Consider the following 18,491-nt stretch of genomic DNA (forward strand, 5'->3'; position numbering starts at 1 on the left):
GCTATGAAGACAAGTTCGAGCATCCTCGCCCAATCGATCGCGCCGTCGCCGACGGTCTTTCAATCCGAAGAAGACGATGTCGTGCTCGGTCAGTTGCTGCAGGCCGTGGTGGACGACATCGGCTGGCTGATCGGCATCGCCGTGACCGTCGTCGCCCTGGCGGCGGTCTACTGCTTCCTGGCGAAGCCCGTTTATCAGGCCGATGCGCATGTACGCGTCGAGCCGCCGAACGACTCGTCGCAGGCGTTTTCGCCGACGAACGGCGCGGCGGCCGGCGGCGGCTCGACTTCGCTGCCGACCGATGCCGAGATCGAGATCATCAAGAGCCGCGGCGTGGTCGGTCCCGTCGTCAACGAGTACAAGCTCAACTTCTCGGTAGCGCCGAGAACGTTCCCGCTGCTCGGCACGATCGCACAGCGATTGGCGTCGCCGGGGCACCTCGCCAAGCCGTGGCTCGGCATGTCGTCCTATGCGTGGGGCGGCGAGGAGGCCGACGTGGACTTCGTGCAGGTGCCGCCGGGCCTTGAAGGCAAGAAGCTGACGATGACCGCGTCGGGCGGCGATCATTATGCGTTGCGCGACGCCGACGGCGATCTGCTGCTCGAAGGCAAGGTGGGCGAGCCTGCGTCGGGCAATGGCGTGTCGATTCTCGTGAAGCGGCTCGTGGCCAACGCGGGCACGCGTTTCAATGTGGTGCGCTGGAACGATCTCGATGCGATGACGGCCTTCCAGCTCGCGCTCGACGTGGAGGAGCAGGGCAAGCAGACCGGCGTCGTCGAAATCTCGCTTCAGGACAAAAATCCCGAGCGTGCCGCGCTGTTGGCCAACGCCGTTGCACGCTCATATTTGAGCGAGTACACGAAGTCCAAGCAGTCGCAAGCGCAGAAAATGCTCGACTTCCTCGAGAGCGAAGCGCCGCGCATGAAAACCGAGCTGGAGCATTCCGAAGGCGCCTTGAGCGCATATCAGGCACAGTCGGGTTCGATCAACCCGAGCGAGGAAGCGAAGTCCTATCTCGAAGGCAGCATTCAGTACGAGCAGCAGATTTCGGCGCTGGAATTGCAAACGGCGCAGTTGCATCAGCGCTATGGCCCCAACCATCCCGCCATCATCGCCTCGGAGCAGCAGCTCGCACGGCTGAAGGCCGATCGCGACCACTTCGCCTCGCGCTTCAGGAACCTGCCCGCCGCCGAAGTCAAGGGCGTGGCGTTGAAGCGCAATGCGAAGGTGGCCGAAGACATCTATGAGCTGCTGCTCAATCGCATGCAGGAGCTGAAGGTGCAAAAGGCCGGTACCGGCGGCAACGTGCATCTGATCGACGTGGCACTGCGCCCGGGTGCGCCCATCAAGCCGAAAAAGGTACTGATCCTTTCGGCTGCGGCGATGCTCGGCCTCATTGCCGGCACCGGTGTCGTGTTCCTGCGCCGCAGCCTGCTCAAGGGTATCGAGGATCCCGAGCGGGTGGAGCGCGCATGCGGGCTGCCGCTTTACGGGCTCGTGCCCGCGAGCCAGGAAGCCGAGCGGCTCGATCTCAGCTATGCGCGCGGGCGCAAGGGCGCGCGGCCGATTCTCGCGCTCGCGCGGCCGAACGATGCCTGTATCGAGAGCCTGCGCAGCTTGCGCACCTCGATTCAATTCGCGCTTGCGGAAGCGCAGAACAACGTGATGGTCCTGACGGGCCCGTCGCCGGGCATCGGCAAGAGCTTCATGACCGCCAACCTCGGCGTGTTGTTCGCCGATTCGGGCAAGCGCGTGCTCGCCATCGATGCCGACATGCGTCGCGGCACGCTGCACGAATACTTCGGCGGCGGCTTGCAAGTGGGCCTTTCGGAGTTGCTCGCGGGGCAGATCTCGATGGAAGAGGCGGTGCGCCGAACGCCGGTGCCCGCGCTCGATTTCATCGCGTGCGGTTCGAGGCCGATGAACCCGTCGGAGCTGCTGATGTCGCCGCGCCTTCAGCAGTACCTCGAGGCGCTCGGCGAACGCTACGACGTCATTCTTATCGATACGCCGCCGCTCTTGGCCGTAACGGATGCGGCGCTGCTGGCCGCCCATGCGGGTACCTCCTTCATGGTCCTGCGCAGCGGCGTGCACGCCGAATCCGACATCGGCGCCTCGCTCAAGCGGCTTGCAACGGCGGGCGTCACCGTGCAAGGCGGTATTTTCAACGCAGTGCCGCCGCGCTCGCGCAGCCTCGCGCGTGCGGGCTACGCGGCTGTCCAGGAGTATCTGAACGCATGAAAGTGACCGTGCTCATCCCCTCCTATCGCCGGCCCGACGACCTCGCGCGCTGCCTGAAGGCGCTGCAACGTCAGCTACGGCCGGCGGATCAGGTACTCGTCGTGGTGCGCCCCGAGGATTACCCGACGCATACCGTGCTTGCCGAGCCCGCCGTGCGCGGGCAGTTGGCGCTCGATTGCGTGACGATCGACGTGAAGGGACTGGTGGCGGCGCTCAACCGTGGGCTCGACGCCGCGAAGGGCGACATCATCGCGATCACCGACGACGATGCGGCGCCGCGCCCCGACTGGCTGCAGCGGATCGAGGCGGCGTTCGCGAGCGACCCCAAGCTCGGCGGTGTGGGCGGCCGCGACTGGGTGCACGAGCGCGGGCGCGTGCTCGACGGCCAGCGCCAGCTCGTCGGCAAGGTGCTGCCGACGGGAAAGATCATCGGCAATCATCACCTTGGCGTGGGAGAGGCGCGTGAAGTGGATCTGCTCAAGGGCGCGAACATGAGCTACCGCCGCGCCGCGCTCGAAGGCATCCGTTTCGACGAGCGGTTGCGCGGTACAGGCGCGCAGATTCACAACGACATGGCGTTCAGCATGCGCGTGAAACGGGCGGGCTGGAAGCTCATCTACGATCCGAAGGTGGCGGTCGATCACTTTCCGGCGCCGCGTCTCGGCGACGATCAGCGTACGGCACAGTCCGAGCTGGCGATGCGCAATGCAGCCTACAACCTGCACCTGACGCTGCGCGAATTTTTGCCGCCGATCCAGCGCGCGGTGGCCTGGTGGTGGTGGATGCTCGTCGGCACGCGTTCGGCGCCGGGGCTCGTTCACCCGTTGATGGCGATCACGTCGAAAGAGGGGGCGTCGATCCGCGAACGCTGGCGTGCGACGCGCCTCGGCGCGCGTGACGCGCGAAGGATGACCTGATGACGCCGATGGCCGGACCGGTGCGCGTGCCCCAACGGGCGCGCGCCGTTCGCAGCGATCCGAAGCACTGGCTGCCGCAGACGCTGCTGATCGGCGCGACGCTGTTGCTATGCGCCGCGCATCAGGGCGCGCTGCTCACGCTCGCGTTTCCGTTGATGTCCGCGCTCGTCGGCGTATGGCTCTACTTCAAGAGCCCGGCCCGGTACGTCGGCTTCGTCTGGTGGATGTGGTTCCTGAGCCCCGAGGTGCGGCGGCTGGCCGACTACTTCAAAGGCGCCTATACGCCGACGAGCCTCGTGCAGATCGCGCCGCTCGCGGTGACGATGGTGGCGGGCCTCGGCCTTCTGCGGCGTTACCGCCTGCTCGGGACGTGGCGCGGATTGCCGATACTGCTGGTCCTGCTCGGCATCGGCTACGCATACATCGTGGGGATCGTGTCGTCCGGCCCGCTCGCGGCAACCTACGACCTCGCCAACTGGCTCTACCCCGTGCTGATCGCGCTGCATATCGTCGCGTACTCGCGAGACTACCCGGAATACCGGCAGGTGATCATTTCCACGTTCATCTGGGGCATGCTCGTGATGGGCGTCTACGGCGTCGTGCAGTTTTTCTTCATGCCGGCGTGGGACGCGTTGTGGATGATCGGTTCGCAGATGAATTCGGAGGGCGACCCGGTGCGCCTGGGCGTGCGCGTGTTCAGCACGATGAACTCTTCCGGGCCGTTTGCGTTCGCCATGATGGGCGCGCTCGTGATCGTGCCGGCCGCGACCGAGCGGTTCAGGTGGCTTGCCGCGGCGGCGGGGTTCGCTTCGTTCGGCCTGTGCCTCGTGCGCTCGACGTGGGGCGGTTGGGTTGTCGCGCTCGTCATCCAGCTGGCCAAATCGAGCAACCGGGTGCGTATGCGCACGATTCTCGGGCTCGCCGTGCTGGCGGGGCTGTGCATGCCGCTGCTTGCGATCGGCCCGGTGGCGGACCGCCTGCAGGCACGGCTCGAGTCGATCTCGAACCTGCATGACGACCACAGCTATGCCGAGCGAAACAAATTCTATGCGACGTTTGCCGAAACCGCGTTTACGAACGTCGCGGGCACAGGGCTCGGCGCGACGGGCACGTCGACGAAGCTGACTCAACCCGGCAATCAGCTCGGCAAGTACGGCAACTTCGACAGCGGCGTCATGAATATCCCGTTCGTGCTTGGGTGGCCGGGCACGCTGCTCTATCTGTCGGGCATCGTCTGGCTGCTCGCGCGGGCTGTGCGCGCCTCGTTCGCGCTGAAGGACGACAAGTTTTCGTCGGCTTGCCTCGCGCTGGCGCTCTCGGTGTTCGTCATGCTCGTCTTTACCAACTCGCTGATCAGCACCGGCGGTTTGCTGCTGTATATGAGCATTGCGTCGCTGATCGCGGGCGCGCATTGGCGCCAGCTGCAGCGACGCAGCGCGCGTGCGCGCCTCGCGCCACCCTTCCTCGACGAGGCGTTCAACTCATGAGAATTGCGATCGTCACGCACGCCGTCCGCCATAACGACGGGCAGGGCCGCGTGAACTATGAAATCGCGCGTGCGGCGCTTGCCGAAAATTGCCCGGTCACGCTCGTCGCCTCGCACGTCGCACCGGCGCTTCTCGCCGACCCGCGGGTACGCTGGGTACCGATCCGCATCGGGCGGATCTGGCCGTCCAACCTGCTGCGCCATCAGCTCTTCGCGATCAAGAGCGCACGATGGCTGCGCGCGCATCGCGACGAGTACGACGTGCTCCACGTCAATGGCTTCATCTCGTGGGTTCAGGCGGACGTCAACACCGCGCATTTCGTGCACGGCGGATGGTTCGGGAGTCCTTACTACCCGTTTCGCCTGACGGGCGGATTGCGTGCGGCCTACCAGTACGTCTATACGCGCTTGAACGCCATGCTCGAGCGGTGGGCTTACCGGCGCTCGCACGTGGTGGCAGCCGTGTCCGAAAAGGTCGCGGCGGAACTGCGCGACATTGGCGTGGCGCCCTCGTCGATCGAAGTCGTCCACAACGGCGTGGACATCGAGACGTTCGCGTCGGCCGGCGGCGCGCGCAGCGCGTTCGGGCTGCCAGGCGACGACGCGTTCCTGCTGCTTTTCGCCGGCGATTTGCGTACGCCGCGCAAGAACCTCGGCACTGTGTTGCGAGCGTTGCGGCAGTTGCCCGAGCGTGTGCATGTGGTGGTCGCGGGGCGCGTGAAAGGCAGCCCCTACCCCGACGAGGCTCGTGCGTTGGGCGTGGCCGATCGCGTGCATTTCCTCGATTTCGTCGAAGACGTGCCTGGGCTCATGCGGTGCGTCGACGCCTACGTATTCCCGTCGCGCTACGAGGCGATGAGCCTGTCGCTGCTCGAAGCGATGGCGGCCGGGTTGCCCGTGGTCACCGCGCGTACGGCGGGCGGTGCCGAAATCATCGGCCCCGAATGCGGCATCGTGCTCGACGATCCCGATGATGTCGAAGCGCTTGCGCTCGCGGTGAGCCGTCTGGCCGGCGATGCGCGCCTTGCATGCTCGATGGGCGTGGCCGCGAGCCGCGTCGCGCAATCGTTCGGCTGGTCGCGCATGGGTGCGAGGTACATGGAGATCTATCGCCGGCGGTTGCGTGCGAAGGCGAGCGAAGCCGGCGCGGGCCAGTCCGCGAACGACACATCGCACCGTGCCGCCCGGTGGGTGCAGACAGAAGGAAGCGAACCGAAATGACGGGAATGACTGGAATGACCACACGAGCCGCTACACGGAACGGCATCAAATCGTTGCAGATCGGCATGCACTGGTTTCCGGAGCGGGCCGGCGGGCTCGATCGCATGTATTACTCGCTCGTGCAGGCGCTGCCCGACGCCGGCGTGGCCGTGCGCGGCATGGTGGCGGGCTCGCCGCGCATCGCGCACGAGACGGGCGGTGCCATCCGCGGCTTCGGCCCGGCGCAGCAGGCGCTGCCGCTGCGGCTGATGGCGGCGCGCAAGGCCTTTGCCAGCGCGGTGCGCACCGAGCGGCCCGACGTGATCTCGTCTCATTTTGCGCTTTACACGTGGCCCGGCCTCGACGTGGCGCGCGACATCGCCCGGGTTTCCCACTTCCAGGGGCCATGGGCCGACGAAAGCGGCGTGGAGGGGGCCGCCTCCCTCGGGCAGCGCGCGAAGCACTGGCTCGAGCGTACCGTCTACGCGCGTTCGACGCGTTTCATCGTGTTGTCCGAGGCCTTCGGCCAGATATTGACCTCGCGCTATGGCGTCTCTCCTGAGCGCGTACGCGTGGTTCCCGGCTGCGTCGACGTGGCGCGCTTCGATATCGACATGACGCGCGCGCAGGCGCGTACGCGCCTGCAGTTGCCGCAGGATCGACCGATCGTGCTCGCCGTGCGCCGCCTTGTCAGGCGTATGGGGCTGGAGGATCTGATCGATGCGATGGCGTTGCTGAAGGCGCGGCGCGGCAGCGCCGACGCGATGCTGTTGATCGCGGGCAAGGGCCGCATTGCCGACGAACTGCAGGCCCGTATCGTCGAAAAGGGGCTCGAGCACGACGTGAAATTGCTCGGCTTCGTGCCGGACGATCGGCTCGCGGAGTTGTACCGCGCGGCAACCCTCAGCGTGGTGCCGACCGTCGCGCTCGAAGGCTTTGGGCTCATCACGGCCGAATCGTTGGCGGCGGGAACGCCGGTGCTCGTGACGCCCGTGGGCGGGTTGCCCGAGGCGGTGGCCGGGCTTTCGAAGGATCTCGTGCTGCGCTCGCCCGGCGCGCAGGCTATTTCCGACGGCCTCGAATCGGCGCTCTACGGCCGTATGCAACTGCCCGATGCCAAAGCCTGCCGCGATTATGCGCTGGCCAACTTCGACAACGCCGTGATTGCGCGCCGTGTCGCGGACGTCTATCGCGAGGCGGTGGAGGCAGGGGCCGTCTGACTGCTGCGACTCCTGTTCCTTACACGAACGATCGGTTGAGGCAAAGCGGAGGTGGCGAGGCGCCCTCCGCTTTTTTTATTTCACCGTGACTCCAGCCCGGTACTTTGCCGGACTACGCCAAGGCTCGATACAGCAGGTTTATCAATAACATTGGCGAGTTCATCATATGCCGGTGCTTTCTGAAACTTGACCCGACTTCCTCTCTGCTGGCTCGCGCAGGAATGACTGGCCCAGGTACGCCGGGGGGGTGATCCCGGCGAGGCCAGGGCGGAAGCGCGCAAAGCGCCCACCGTCGAGGAGTTGTGCAAGAAGTTCATGGAGGATCACTCCAAAGAAGCGCAACGAGCCCAGCACCCGCGTCGGCTATCAAGGCGTCATTGCCCGCTGCATCATCCCGCTGCTGGGGCCGCAAGAAGGTCCACGATGTGATGCACCCTGACATCACCGGATTGATGGAAAAACTTTCGTACAAGCAGACCGAGGCGAACTGATGCCTACGAATATCGCCTTGATCGCCATACGTGCTCCTCATCCGATTCGGGCAAGGAGTTGTTCGATCACGTCGCAGGCCTGCCGCTGCCGCAACGTCCTCGCCTCACGTTGCGCTGGCTCGTCGCCTTCGCCCAGCTCGAACTTGGCGACCGACACCGGACCGTCCTTGCGGTAGCCCTCGGCTTTCTCGTCGCTTACGAAGCGGCTGCGCAAGATCGCCAGCGAGGCCTCGACGACGGCACCGTGCTTGCCGTTGCGCTCCTTGTGGAAAGCCGCAGCCACGGCGTCCAGTCCTTCGGATGCGTGTTCAATGCAATAGATCAGATCGTGCGCATCCTTGCGTTCGAAGCGCTGATCGAAGGCGAACGACTTCAGGCAGGTAAAGCTGACCAGGTTGGCATGCTTGATCTGTTCCGTCGCGATTCCGTTGCCACCGAGGAGTTCAGCCTGTATCTCGGTGACTTGGTGAAGGTCAAAAACGATGGACGAATACGGGATATTCAGTGCAGAGATCGTGCCTTCCGTCGGCAATGGCTGTACCTTGCCACCAGCGATGTCCGGTGCATCCGCCAGCAGTTCCAACACCATCAATGCGCCATGTTCAGTGCGGGTCTGCCAACGCCAGGAAAGCTTTGTACCGGCGCTGTTCTCGGCCCGCTCGAACCCCATCTTCTTGAGGTTGTCTTCGAGGGTGTGATGCGCCTGGGTATCGGCTAGGATTTGCAGGTCGATCACAATGTCCACGTCCAGAGTGCCTGCGTGCGCTGGCACTACCGGGGGGCGCTCGACAACTAGATATCGCGGCGTGAGTCCCCCGATCAGGTAGACCGACTCCTTCCACGGCCCGAGTCCGCGCAGCAGCGTCACGAGGACGCGTTCGCAGTCCACCGTGTACTGGTCGCTGTAGCCGTCGAACGTTGCAGGTTTTGCCATCAGAATCCAATCCTTTCCTTGCGTAAGTGCTCGGCCATTTCCTTAGCGCGGCCTTCACCGCGCAAGAGGTCGAGATAGACCTGAACCGGACTGGCCAACCAAACGCCCCCGACGTTCTGCCGAAACAGCAGTTCTCCCGCCGACTTCGTCTCGATGACCGCGAGGTTCGCCCCTTCATTGACGACGCGCGCACCCAGCTCAGCCATTGCCGTCTCGGCACTGGTGCTGGGTAGCAGTCGAACTCGCACCTGTGAGATTCCGGACAAAAAGGGGGCATAGCGCTGTGCAGCGGCTTCGTAGCTCACCGCGTAAGCAACCTGATGCGCATCGAACGTCTGGCCGAGTCGTTCGATCAGTGCATCAGATTTCAATCCGGGCACGAAATACCGGCGCAGCACTGGCGCGCGCTGCGTGGCGAACTGCTTCACCCAGGCATCGAGCAACGCACTTGGCTCGCGCAGATGCCGTTCCTTGCTTGGCCCTTGTCCTCGCGACACCAACCAGTCGTACCGTTCCAGCTCACTCAGCACGTCCGAGGCCGTGGATGGGGCCACCTGCGCCCGTTCGGCCACTTCGGTAACACCAAACCATTCCTCGTGATTGGCGAGGAGCGCGAACAAAACCTGGGCACGCCGACCGGAGAAGAGTGATCGCACCGACTTTTCCAAAGTCTTCGGAGCCGGCTTATCGATGTAGACGTAGGCACCAGCGGCCGGCAGGAAAAGGCTTCCGCCGCTGTCGAAGTAGCCGATGCGCTCGGCTCTAAGCAATTCTTTCGCCCCCGGTGAGAGCGACTCGGCGATCAGTAGGTGTTGCACATCAGCGTAGTGACCGTGCTGTAGTGACTTCAACTGCCACAATGCCTGGCGCACATCTCGGGGATAGATGGACTTCTTAGCCTCAACCAGCAAGACAATCGATTTACCGGCGACGTGCAGATCAATCTTCGCGTCGACGCGACCAGCGGCTTGAACAGCAGGTTCCGACTGAGTCAACTCGGCATGCACGTCCGGCAACTCCCGTAGTGAATCCAAGAGTTGTTCGATCAGAGCGTGTTCCACGAAGATCGATTCGGTCATGAGGCTTTATTTTCTGTTCAGCGAATAATGGCATTATACCGAATATTCGGCGTAGATGCCATATTCGCTGTTCAGCGAATTCCCCGTGATGGCTTGGTGTGTGACAGTCGTCCCGGCGTTCTGCCGTCGGGCTCGCGGGTAACGGAAGACTGCGCCCGACGCTCGGCTCACAACGGACAGGGTCCGTGGTGGAATGCGGGGGCCAGCCATATGAATGCGGCCTTCCCGAAGCGCTGGTTTGACGCTCTGGGGCTGGTTTCGTTGCTGGACACCCGGCAACGCCTCCAGCGTTATTCATGAACCGCCATATGCGGTGGTGTGAGGGGGCGATGGGGGTAACCCCGTTCCCCACTCGATTCTCCGTTCGCTTGACGCCCTGAGCTTTCGCCCTGCATCGCGACCGCTCGGGATCCGGACCGATAGGATCGGCGCTGTCACGCAATAGGGAGTTCAGAGTGCCGAAGATCCAGTCGGGCGGGCCGATATCGCCGGCTGCCAGTGCACATTCCGCCGAGCCGCAGGATGAAAACGAAGCGCGCGCGCCGAATAGCGCCGCGACTCAAGGGTCGAGCCGCCATCAGGACGCACGACTGCAGCCTCTCGATTCGAGGCGGCGCCCATCGTCGCCAACCGGCGCCTCATCGAGCGCGCCGCGCACCGCAAACCTCCCGGTAGCAGGCGAAAACCCGGGCGCGGTCGGCGCCTTGCGTAGACGGCGGACCGGCGGCGACGGCGAACTCGCCCCGTCAACGACGAACGAATCGGCTTCGACAGGCCGTGACGAAGACCGCGCGGCCGACGGCGAAACGCGTGAGCAGGCCACGGGCGTAACGAGGCTCGCCCGTGGCGCGCGCAACGTCGCGTACCGAGCGTTTCAAGGCTATGTGGGGATGCTCGCGATCTCGGCCGGCTATCGCACGGTGCGCAATCCGGGCGAAGCGCTGCGCCATCCATTGGCGACGCTCGGCGGGATCGTGTCGTTCAGTGAGCGCCTCTCGGAGCAGACGATCCAGCAGGGCCGCGCGGACGTACTGGCACGGCATGGCAGCTATATTCCCGCGGACAGCGCTTGCCACGAGGTCGAACCACGCATTTCCTACGAATTGCCGCTCGGCGTAGGCGGACGCGTGACACGCGGCAACCGTCCGCACTACAACAAGCCGACCGATTTCGAGTTGAGCCGTTTCGTGCCAAATGGAGGTGGACTGCACGCCGTTCACCACGAAAGCCTGCATTGCTACACCCATCCGAACTTCGCCACCTCGATGCGCAATAGCCCGTACTGGCGCACCATCGAAGAGGCGCTGACCGAACATTTCGCAGACGAATTACCAGGGCACGCGATCGGTAAGGCCACGCCATACGACCTCAGCCGGCTGCCGAACGGCAAGCGTTGGTCGACGGCGGCAGCGGAACTGGAAAAGGCTGCCGGTACCGAGACGCTCCAACGTGCGTATTTCAGCGGCGATGTGGACGCGATCCGCGCGGTGTCGGCCGCCATCGTCGACATCTGGCCGAAGGAGCCCACCCACACCGCGTGGCGCGCCATTTCGCTCAGCCAGAGCCACCAGCGCCGCAGTCTGGCGGAATGCTTCGTCGGTGCGGCGCTGCTATCGACAGGCAAACTGCCAGCCGACCCCGCGCCGGGTTCGGGCGACGCGGGCAACTGGGCATGGCGGCATCTGCCCGTCAATCAATTCAAGCAGATTGCGCCGAAGCAGGCCAAGGCCATCCGGCAGCAGGCGCAGGCGCTTCAATCGAAGCTCGGCCGGACATTCGATCAGGCGTTCTACGGCTTCGATTCGCACACGCAAGGCGAGGCAATGGGGGCAATTCAGGCGCAAATTCACCGCGAGTGGAAGCCGGTGCTTTGAATTTGACGCGCCGAGTAGCATATCGAGCGAAGCGAGACGGTATCAATCACGCTTCTCTACTGCATTCCTATTTGAACCGAAAAGGCAGATATTCGCTTTTGCCTGCGCCGCTGGCTGCGCGGAAAATAGTGCGTGATGCCGCGCTCCGCCCGCCTCCCCGCTGCGCGGGCGTCCCCAGCCTCTCTCCTTATCAGAAACCCTAACGCAAACGATTGCGCTCGCTAGTGCGCTCAAGTCGCTGCTTCGCTCCTCCGTAAGAGCAATTGCATGTTTTTATCAATGTCGGGGCCAATGCGCAATTGCCGGCGACACCGTCTCGGGTTTACGGAGAAATTAAGTATGGGATTCAATCAAATGACGGTCCGTGCGAAGCTTACGCTGGCATTCGGCGTTCTGGCGGCGATCGTGCTGCTCGTGTCGGGACTGGCGCTGAAGGCGCTTGCGGATGCGAATGACGCGTTCGCGACCTACGTGAAAGGAGTCAGCGCGCGGGCCGAGATGGCGACGATGGTGCGAACGGCGGTGGACAGGCGGGCGATTGCCGCGCGTAACCTCGTGCTGGTGAAGAAGCCCGAAGACCTCGCGATGGAAAAGGCGGCGGTGCTGCAGGCCGAGAAAGATGTGCAGGTACGCCTTGCTCAGCTCAACGACATGGTTGCGCACGGCGTGGGCGTTGCGCCGGAAGCGAAGACGCTTGCCGCCGGTATCGAGCGCGTCGAAGCCCAGTATGGGCCGGTGGCGCTTGCGATCGTGAACGCAGCGCTCGAAGGGCGGCACGATGAAGCCGTTACGATGATGAACGACCAGTGCCGTCCGTTGCTCGCGCAACTGATCGAGGCTGCCAACAAGTTCGTTGCATTCTCGCGGGGCCGAGCCGACACCATGGTGGCCGATGCCGAGGCGCGGTATGCGACCGAGCGGCTCGTCCTGATCGGAATGAGCCTCGCGGCGCTTTGTTTGGCAATCCTGGCTGCGTTGGCGATTACGCGCAGTCTTACGCGGGCATTGGGTGCCGAGCCGAACGTGCTCGGCGAGGCCACGCGCCGCGTGGCCGAGGGCGATCTGCGCCCCGTGGCGGGCTCGCAGTCCGCGGCGCCGGGCAGCGTGCTCGCATCGATGGGCGAGATGCAGGGGAGCCTGGTGCGGCTGATCGGTCAGGTGCGTACGGCAGCCGACGGCATTGCCACGGGCTCGAGCGAGATCGCCTCGGGCAACGAGGACTTGTCGTCGCGTACGGAGCAGCAGGCCTCGTCGCTGCAGGAAACGGCTTCCAGCATGGAGGAGTTGACCTCGACTGTCCGCCAGAATGCCGATAACGCGCAACAGGCGAGTTCGCTTGCCGCGAATGCATCGGAAGTGGCACAAAAGGGCAGCGGCGTCGTGAGTCAGGTCGTGGATACGATGGCGCGAATCAGCGACAGTTCTTCGCGAATCGCGGAAATCACGGGCATGATCGAGGGCATCGCCTTTCAGACGAATATCCTCGCGCTCAATGCGGCTGTGGAGGCTGCTCGCGCCGGCGAGCAAGGGCGTGGATTCGCCGTGGTCGCGAGCGAGGTGCGCAGCCTTGCGCAGCGTTCGTCGAGCGCCGCGAAGGAAATCAAGGAACTCATCGGCGAATCGGTCGATCGCGTACGCGACGGCGCGCAATTCGCCGAAGAGGCGGGCGCGACGATGACCGAAATCACGCAGGCGATTGCGCGTGTGACCGACATCATGGGCGAGATCGCGGCCGCTTCGAGCGAGCAAAGCCGTGGCATCGAGCAGGTCAACCACGCGATTACGCAGATGGACGAGGTGACGCAGCAAAACGCGGCGCTCGTCGAGGAAGCCGCCGCGGCGTCGAAATCGCTCGAACAGCAGGGGCGCCAGCTGAACGACGCCGTGGCGTTCTTCCGGTTGGAGGCGGGCGCTACCGAACGCTCCCCGGCGCCCGAGCGCAAAAAGGCGGCCGTAGCCAAGCCGGCTGCGCCTGTTGCGCGTCGTGCCGTTGCCGTTGCTCCGCGCCCAACCAAGGCGGCTCCGGCCGCAACTGGAGGGGCGCCGGCCGTGGCTGCGCCAGCGGCAAGCGCGCAGGCTGCAAGCGCCGACTGGCAGACCTTCTGACCGCTCGGGTGGGGCGGGTGGGGGCGATCTCGGCAGACTGCGGGGGCGGCGGTGTATCATCGCCCCCGCGCACCATGCTGCATCCTCGAGCCTGCCCCCATTTACGTACCCAAGATGTCAGTCGCCGAACTCAAACGCCGCCGCACATTCGCAGTCATTTCGCACCCGGACGCCGGAAAGACCACGCTCACCGAGAAGCTCCTGCTTTTCTCGGGCGCCATTCAGATCGCCGGTACCGTCAAAGGCCGCAAGAGCGGTCGCTATGCCACGTCCGACTGGATGGAGATCGAAAAGCAGCGCGGCATTTCGGTGGCGAGTTCGGTGATGCAGTTCGAGTACGGCGACGCCGTCATCAATCTGCTCGACACCCCGGGCCACGAAGATTTCTCTGAAGATACGTACCGCGTGCTGACGGCCGTGGATGCGGCGGTCATGGTGATCGACGGCGCCAACGGCGTCGAGGCGCAAACGCTGAAGCTGCTCGAAGTATGCCGCAGCCGCCGCACGCCGATCGTCACGTTCATCAACAAGCTCGATCGCGAAGTACGCGAGCCGCTCGACTTGCTCGACGAAATCGAGCAGCACCTGGGCGTTGCGGCCGTGCCGTTCACCTGGCCGATCGGCATGGGCAAGGAATTTCGCGGCGTGTACGACGTCGAGCACGACCAGGTGCGGCTGTTCCGTGCCGGCGAGGATACGGCTGGCGGCGCCGTCGAGACGCTGAGCGCGCCGGACGACGAGGAAGGCGAGCGGCGTTTCGGCTTCGCGTGGACGCGCGCCAAGGAAGAAATCGATCTGATTGGCGCGGCCACGCCAGCTTTCGATCGGGAGGCGTTCCTGGCGGGCGAGCAGTCGCCCGTGCTGTTCGGCTCGGCCATCAACAATTTCGGTGTGAAGGAAGTGCTCGACGCGCTGGTCGAGCTTGCGCCGCCGCCTTCCGCGCGCATGGCCGTGGAGCGCCCGGTGCAACCGGAAGAGCCGAAGTTCACCGGTGTGGTGTTCAAGGTGCAGGCGAACATGGACCTTGCGCACCGCGATCGTGTGGCGTTCATCCGCGTCTGCTCGGGGCACTTCGAGCGCGGCATGGCGCTGAAGGTGACGCGTTCGGGCAAGACGTTTCGCGCGAACAACGTCGTCACGTTTCTTTCGCAACGGCGCGAGACGGTGAGCGAAGCGTACCCCGGCGATATCATCGGCATTCCGAATCACGGCACGCTGAGCCTCGGCGATACGCTGACCGAAGGCGAGCAGTTGCAGTTCGTCGGCTTGCCGTTCTTTGCGCCCGAGATCTTCCAGACGGTCGAGGTGGTCGATCCGATGCGTGCGAAGCAACTGGGCGAAGCGCTCAAGCAGCTTGGCGAGGAGGGCGCGATCCAGGTGTTCCGCCCGACGCATGGCGGCCTGACGATCCTGGGTGCCGTGGGGCAGCTGCAATTCGAGGTGGTGTCGCACCGCCTGTCGGCCGAGTACAAGGTCGATGTACGCATCATGCCGGCGCGCTATCGGATGTCGCGTTGGGTCACCTGCGAGGATCCGGCCGAGCTCAGGCGCTTTCTCGACGCCTATTCGGTGCGGATCGCACTCGATGCCTCGAATGCGCCGACCTATCTGGCCTCGCATATCTCCGAGATCGAGGTGGCGCAAAAGGCGTGGCCGAAGATCGTCTTCAATGAGTTGCGCGAGCGTTCGGGTGCGCCGTTCAAGAAGGCGATTTGAGGCGGTTCGGTTGGGACTCGAGCTGGATAGCGCCTGTTGGGAGGCGCCGAGTGCAAAGCCGATCAGCGCATTGAAAAGACGGTTGCGGTTGCCGTCTCGTCAGTGCGCTTCCACGGCTTCGACGACCTCATGCTCGACATACGTCAGCCGACGCCAGCGCTCGATGCCGGTGAAAACGCAGGCGATGCCGTGCACCGCAGCCGCTTCGGCGAATTTCTCGCAACACAGCGCCTTGAGTTCCCCGATGGCTTCCTGAGTGAAGTCGCCGCCGCTCGCAAACGATATGGCTACCACGAGGCGCCCATCGGATTCCAGGAGCGCTTCGTCAATTTCGCAAACGTCGTATGCCGGTGCTTCGACCTCGCCATCGTCGGGATACATCGACGGCAGGTTCCGGTACTCGCCATTGATCGCGGCGTACGCATCGTCGAGTGCGTGGCGCACGACGTCGGGGATATCGCCCTCGAATTCAGTGGTGAGTCCGGCGAGTTGAAACTGCACTGCAATCCAGGTTTCTTCGAGTTGGGGGGTACTGCTCGATACCGCCATTGACGTTCCTTCGGTTGTGCGCGTTTGTGCCCTCGAGCGAAACAGGCGTTGCGTATGTTACGACGCAGGCGGCAATGCCGCTACCCCGGGGCGTCGCAGCCACGCGAGCCGCCCCACCGCTCCAACGACCAGCGGCCCCGGCCGACGATCAAGCACCCTGCCAGCAGAGGTATTTCACCTCCAGAAACTCGTCGATGCCGAGGTGCGACCCTTCCCGCCCCAACCCGCTTTGCTTCATCCCCCCGAACGGTGCCAGCTCGTTCGAGATCAACCCGCAGTTGATCCCGACCATACCCGCTTCGATGCGCGCCGCAGCCCGCCAGATGCGCTGTGCATCGCGGCTGTACAGATACGCGGCCAGCCCGTACTCCGTATCGTTGGCGAGCGTGAGTGCCTGCTCGTCGTTGTCGAAGCGCAGCAACGGCGCGACGGGGCCAAAGGTTTCCTCGTGCGAGATCCGCATGGCAGGCGTGACCTTCCCCAGCACCGTGGCCTGAAAGAAGAAGCCCCCCAAAGCGTGACGGGCGCCGCCATGCAAAAGCTCGGCACCGTTCGCCAGCGCGTTCTCGATGTGTTCCTCGACTTTACGCACGGCGGCTTCGTCGATAAGCGGGCCAAGGTGCACCCCGGACTCCAGTCCGCTGCCCACGCGCAGCTGCGCGACGCGCTCGACCACCCGCTCGGCCACCGCATCGTACACGCCCGATTGCACCAGTATCCGGTTTGCGCTGATGCAGGCTTGCCCTGTATTGCGGAACTTCGCCGCGACGATACCGTCCGCGGCGGCATCGAGGTCCGCGTCGTCGAAGACGATGAGCGGCGCGTTGCCGCCCAGCTCCATCGAGCACTTCTTGACGGTCTGCGCGGTCTGCGCGAGCAGCACGCGGCCGATTTCGGTCGATCCCGTAAACGTCAGCTTGCGCACGAGAGGGTTCGCCGTCATCTCGCCGCCTATCGCGCGTGCGTCGTCGCCCGTGACCACGCTGAGCACGCCAGGCGGAAGCCCCGCACGCCGGCCCAGTTCGGCGAGCGCGAGCGCGGTCATCGGCGTCTGGCTCGCGGGCTTGATCACCATCGTGCAGCCCGCGGCGAGCGCGGGTCCCGCCTTGCGCGTGATCATCGCAGCCGGAAAATTCCATGGCGTGACCGCGGCGCATACGCCAATCGGTTCGCGCAAGGCGATGATCCGCTGCTCCGGCTTTGCGCCCGGGATCACGTCGCCGCGTACACGCGTGGCTTCTTCGCCGAACCACCGTACGAACGATGCGGCATAGTCGACTTCGCCGCGCGCTTCGGCCAGCGGCTTGCCTTCCTCTAACGTGATCAGGGTGGCGAGGTCGTCCCTGTGTGCGACGATGAGTTCGTACCAGCGCCGCAGCGCCGCGCCACGATCATGGGCCGTCTGCGCGCGCCACGCGCCGAATGCCTCATGCGCGGCTTCGATGGCGAGCCGTACCTCGCCTTCCCTGCAACGCGGCAGTGCGGCGAGCACCGATCGATCGAAAGGGTTCCGAATCGTGTAGCGGCCATGCGGCGTGTCTTCGACCCATTGACCGCCGATGAATGCCGCCTCGTGCCAAAGGCCGGTGTCGTGCAGAAGATGCTTCATCCGTTGTTCGCCCTCCATTGTCCGTCGCATCAGCAGGGAAAGCGGCCGACCATGTACTGCGCATCGTCGTCGTCGGTCACCGGCAGGCCGGACGCTTTCAGCCCCTGGCGCAGCATCTTCATGAGCCGATCCGGCACGCGCATGGCGGGCGCGCGCAGCGGGCCGCCATTGAACCCGGCGAGCCAGTCCTGGTATTTCCACATTGCCCGGTTCAACACGCCGGTGCCGCCCGCATAGGTCTGCGCCGCCGCGCCGTTGGCGTTGCGCGCGGGATTGACCTGCCAATACAGCTGCATGGCTTCTTCCCATCGGCCGCGCCGCGCAAGATCGAACGCCCTCGGGTAGTAATCGCTCATCCAGGCGGTGTTGCTCGTGCCCGAAAACTGCAGCTTCATGAGGCTCATGAGCGCAATGGCGTCGCCTTCTATCGGGCAGCTGATCACCACGTCTTCGCGGAAGTGGTGATACATCTCGCAGATGCCTGCTGGCAGCGGAAAGCCCTGCTCGGCTTTGATAGCGACGATATTCGGGCAATCGTCGAGCAGACGGCGCACGAGCGATACCGGCATGCCGGCCGGATGAACGCGTTCGAAGCCCCAGAGCGGAATCGGGAACAGCATGACGGCGAGATCGGTCGCGTCGCAAAATGCCTTCGTGTAGTCGTAGATCTCTTTTTCCGAAGTGGGCCAGAACTGAGGCGGATAGGAAAGCAAAACGATGTCCGCGCCGGCTTTTGCCGCGAGTGTGGCCGCCTCGATATTTTCGGCAAGCGTGCCGAATGCGGCATGAAAGAAGAGGCCCAGCTTGTCTCCCGCCGTGTCGCGTGCCCAGGCGGTAAAGCGTGCGTTCTCCTCGGGTGTGATGGCGACTTCGCTGCAAAGCAGCGTATAGCGGAAGCCGAGACGCATCGCAAGATCGATGTCGTGGCGAATGCCGCGCTCGTTGAGTTGCTTCAGGTCCGCGCTGTAGCTTGGAATCGTCACGGCCGAGCAGCCGGTTAGCTGCTCTTTTGCCCATGCGCGGGCGTCTTGACGGGTGTATGCAGGCATGAGAACGATCCTCGAGTCGA

At 64.4% G+C, this 18,491-nt stretch carries 13 protein-coding genes and 1 pseudogene; 9 read left to right on the forward strand and 5 right to left on the reverse strand.

What is annotated here, in order from left to right; all coding sequences use genetic code 11:
- Nucleotides 1-3: 3 nt before the first annotated feature.
- The 6 genes and pseudogenes from U0034_RS26510 to U0034_RS26535 form a co-directional block, all read left to right on the forward strand.
- A complete protein-coding gene (locus U0034_RS26510) occupies nucleotides 4-2,241 on the forward strand; it encodes a polysaccharide biosynthesis tyrosine autokinase (RefSeq protein ID WP_085228831.1) in 2,238 nt (745 codons plus the stop codon).
- Nucleotides 2,238-3,158: a glycosyltransferase family 2 protein gene (locus U0034_RS26515; RefSeq protein WP_085228832.1), complete on the forward strand. Its 921-nt coding sequence runs from the start codon at nucleotides 2,238-2,240 to the stop codon at nucleotides 3,156-3,158. Before U0034_RS26510 ends, U0034_RS26515 begins: the two co-directional genes overlap by 4 nt.
- Nucleotides 3,158-4,645, forward strand: coding sequence for an O-antigen ligase family protein (locus tag U0034_RS26520; protein WP_085228833.1), 1,488 nt, complete (start codon nucleotides 3,158-3,160; stop codon nucleotides 4,643-4,645). The genes U0034_RS26515 and U0034_RS26520 overlap by 1 nt, the downstream gene beginning before the upstream one ends.
- Nucleotides 4,642-5,865 carry a glycosyltransferase family 4 protein gene (locus U0034_RS26525; protein ID WP_085228834.1) on the forward strand — a complete coding sequence of 408 codons (1,224 nt, stop codon included), beginning with the start codon at nucleotides 4,642-4,644 and terminating at the stop codon, nucleotides 5,863-5,865. Before U0034_RS26520 ends, U0034_RS26525 begins: the two co-directional genes overlap by 4 nt.
- A gap of 14 nt (nucleotides 5,866-5,879) precedes the next feature.
- Nucleotides 5,880-7,064, forward strand: a complete 1,185-nt coding sequence (locus tag U0034_RS26530) for a glycosyltransferase family 4 protein (RefSeq protein WP_085228835.1) — start codon at nucleotides 5,880-5,882, stop codon at nucleotides 7,062-7,064.
- A 225-nt stretch (nucleotides 7,065-7,289) separates the two neighbouring features.
- Nucleotides 7,290-7,552 (forward strand): annotated as a pseudogene (locus U0034_RS26535) (tyrosine-type recombinase/integrase); the annotation flags it as partial.
- A 40-nt stretch (nucleotides 7,553-7,592) separates the two neighbouring features.
- Here U0034_RS26535 and U0034_RS26540 read toward each other — a convergent pair.
- On the reverse strand, nucleotides 7,593-8,489 hold the full coding sequence (locus tag U0034_RS26540; RefSeq protein WP_085228836.1) for a hypothetical protein: 897 nt from the start codon (nucleotides 8,487-8,489) through the stop codon (nucleotides 7,593-7,595).
- The gene (locus U0034_RS26545) at nucleotides 8,489-9,568 is read right to left on the reverse strand and encodes a type IV toxin-antitoxin system AbiEi family antitoxin (RefSeq protein WP_102622871.1); all 1,080 of its coding nucleotides are present in this window, start codon (nucleotides 9,566-9,568) and stop codon (nucleotides 8,489-8,491) included. The genes U0034_RS26540 and U0034_RS26545 overlap by 1 nt, the downstream gene beginning before the upstream one ends.
- A 704-nt stretch (nucleotides 9,569-10,272) precedes the next feature.
- Between U0034_RS26545 and U0034_RS26550 the strand changes: the two genes are divergently transcribed.
- The 3 genes from U0034_RS26550 (at nucleotide 10,273) to U0034_RS26560 (ending at nucleotide 15,264) form a co-directional block, all read left to right on the forward strand.
- Nucleotides 10,273-11,442 (forward strand): hypothetical protein, encoded by a 1,170-nt coding sequence (locus U0034_RS26550; protein WP_139831182.1) that lies wholly within the window; start codon nucleotides 10,273-10,275, stop codon nucleotides 11,440-11,442.
- Between the two features lie 339 nt (nucleotides 11,443-11,781).
- Entirely contained in the window at nucleotides 11,782-13,548 is a 1,767-nt protein-coding gene (locus U0034_RS26555; RefSeq protein ID WP_085228839.1) for a methyl-accepting chemotaxis protein, read from the forward strand.
- Nucleotides 13,549-13,662: 114 nt separating this feature from the next.
- Nucleotides 13,663-15,264, forward strand: a complete 1,602-nt coding sequence (locus tag U0034_RS26560) for a peptide chain release factor 3 (RefSeq protein ID WP_085228840.1) — start codon at nucleotides 13,663-13,665, stop codon at nucleotides 15,262-15,264.
- Nucleotides 15,265-15,363: 99 nt separating this feature from the next.
- Here U0034_RS26560 and U0034_RS26565 read toward each other — a convergent pair whose 3' ends face one another.
- The 3 genes from U0034_RS26565 to U0034_RS26575 all read right to left on the reverse strand — a co-directional run bounded on the left by U0034_RS26565 (nucleotide 15,364) and on the right by U0034_RS26575 (nucleotide 18,471).
- The gene (locus U0034_RS26565; RefSeq protein WP_085228841.1) at nucleotides 15,364-15,813 is read right to left on the reverse strand and encodes a hypothetical protein; all 450 of its coding nucleotides are present in this window, start codon (nucleotides 15,811-15,813) and stop codon (nucleotides 15,364-15,366) included.
- 148 nt (nucleotides 15,814-15,961) lie between these two features.
- Nucleotides 15,962-17,422, reverse strand: coding sequence for an NAD-dependent succinate-semialdehyde dehydrogenase (locus tag U0034_RS26570; protein WP_085228909.1), 1,461 nt, complete (start codon nucleotides 17,420-17,422; stop codon nucleotides 15,962-15,964).
- A gap of 29 nt (nucleotides 17,423-17,451) precedes the next feature.
- On the reverse strand, nucleotides 17,452-18,471 hold the full coding sequence (locus tag U0034_RS26575) for a dihydrodipicolinate synthase family protein (protein ID WP_085228842.1): 1,020 nt from the start codon (nucleotides 18,469-18,471) through the stop codon (nucleotides 17,452-17,454).
- Nucleotides 18,472-18,491: the final 20 nt, after the last annotated feature.

Origin of the sequence: Trinickia caryophylli (assembly GCF_034424545.1) — a bacterium.
GTDB classification, from domain to species: domain Bacteria; phylum Pseudomonadota; class Gammaproteobacteria; order Burkholderiales; family Burkholderiaceae; genus Trinickia; species Trinickia caryophylli.

Excerpts from the sequence above, each read along its gene's own strand:
- U0034_RS26510 (WP_085228831.1), top strand. The coding sequence starts at position 4 with ATGAAGACAAGTTCGAGCATCCTCGCCCAATCGATCGCGCCGTCGCCG.
- U0034_RS26570 (WP_085228909.1), bottom strand. The coding sequence starts at position 17,422 with ATGAAGCATCTTCTGCACGACACCGGCCTTTGGCACGAGGCGGCATTC.
- U0034_RS26530 (WP_085228835.1), top strand. The coding sequence starts at position 5,880 with ATGACCACACGAGCCGCTACACGGAACGGCATCAAATCGTTGCAGATC.
- U0034_RS26540 (WP_085228836.1), bottom strand. The coding sequence starts at position 8,489 with ATGGCAAAACCTGCAACGTTCGACGGCTACAGCGACCAGTACACGGTG.
- U0034_RS26555 (WP_085228839.1), top strand. The coding sequence starts at position 11,782 with ATGGGATTCAATCAAATGACGGTCCGTGCGAAGCTTACGCTGGCATTC.
- U0034_RS26560 (WP_085228840.1), top strand. The coding sequence starts at position 13,663 with ATGTCAGTCGCCGAACTCAAACGCCGCCGCACATTCGCAGTCATTTCG.
- U0034_RS26575 (WP_085228842.1), bottom strand. The coding sequence starts at position 18,471 with ATGCCTGCATACACCCGTCAAGACGCCCGCGCATGGGCAAAAGAGCAG.
- U0034_RS26565 (WP_085228841.1), bottom strand. The coding sequence starts at position 15,813 with ATGGCGGTATCGAGCAGTACCCCCCAACTCGAAGAAACCTGGATTGCA.
- U0034_RS26520 (WP_085228833.1), top strand. The coding sequence starts at position 3,158 with ATGACGCCGATGGCCGGACCGGTGCGCGTGCCCCAACGGGCGCGCGCC.
- U0034_RS26545 (WP_102622871.1), bottom strand. The coding sequence starts at position 9,568 with ATGACCGAATCGATCTTCGTGGAACACGCTCTGATCGAACAACTCTTG.
- U0034_RS26515 (WP_085228832.1), top strand. The coding sequence starts at position 2,238 with ATGAAAGTGACCGTGCTCATCCCCTCCTATCGCCGGCCCGACGACCTC.
- U0034_RS26525 (WP_085228834.1), top strand. The coding sequence starts at position 4,642 with ATGAGAATTGCGATCGTCACGCACGCCGTCCGCCATAACGACGGGCAG.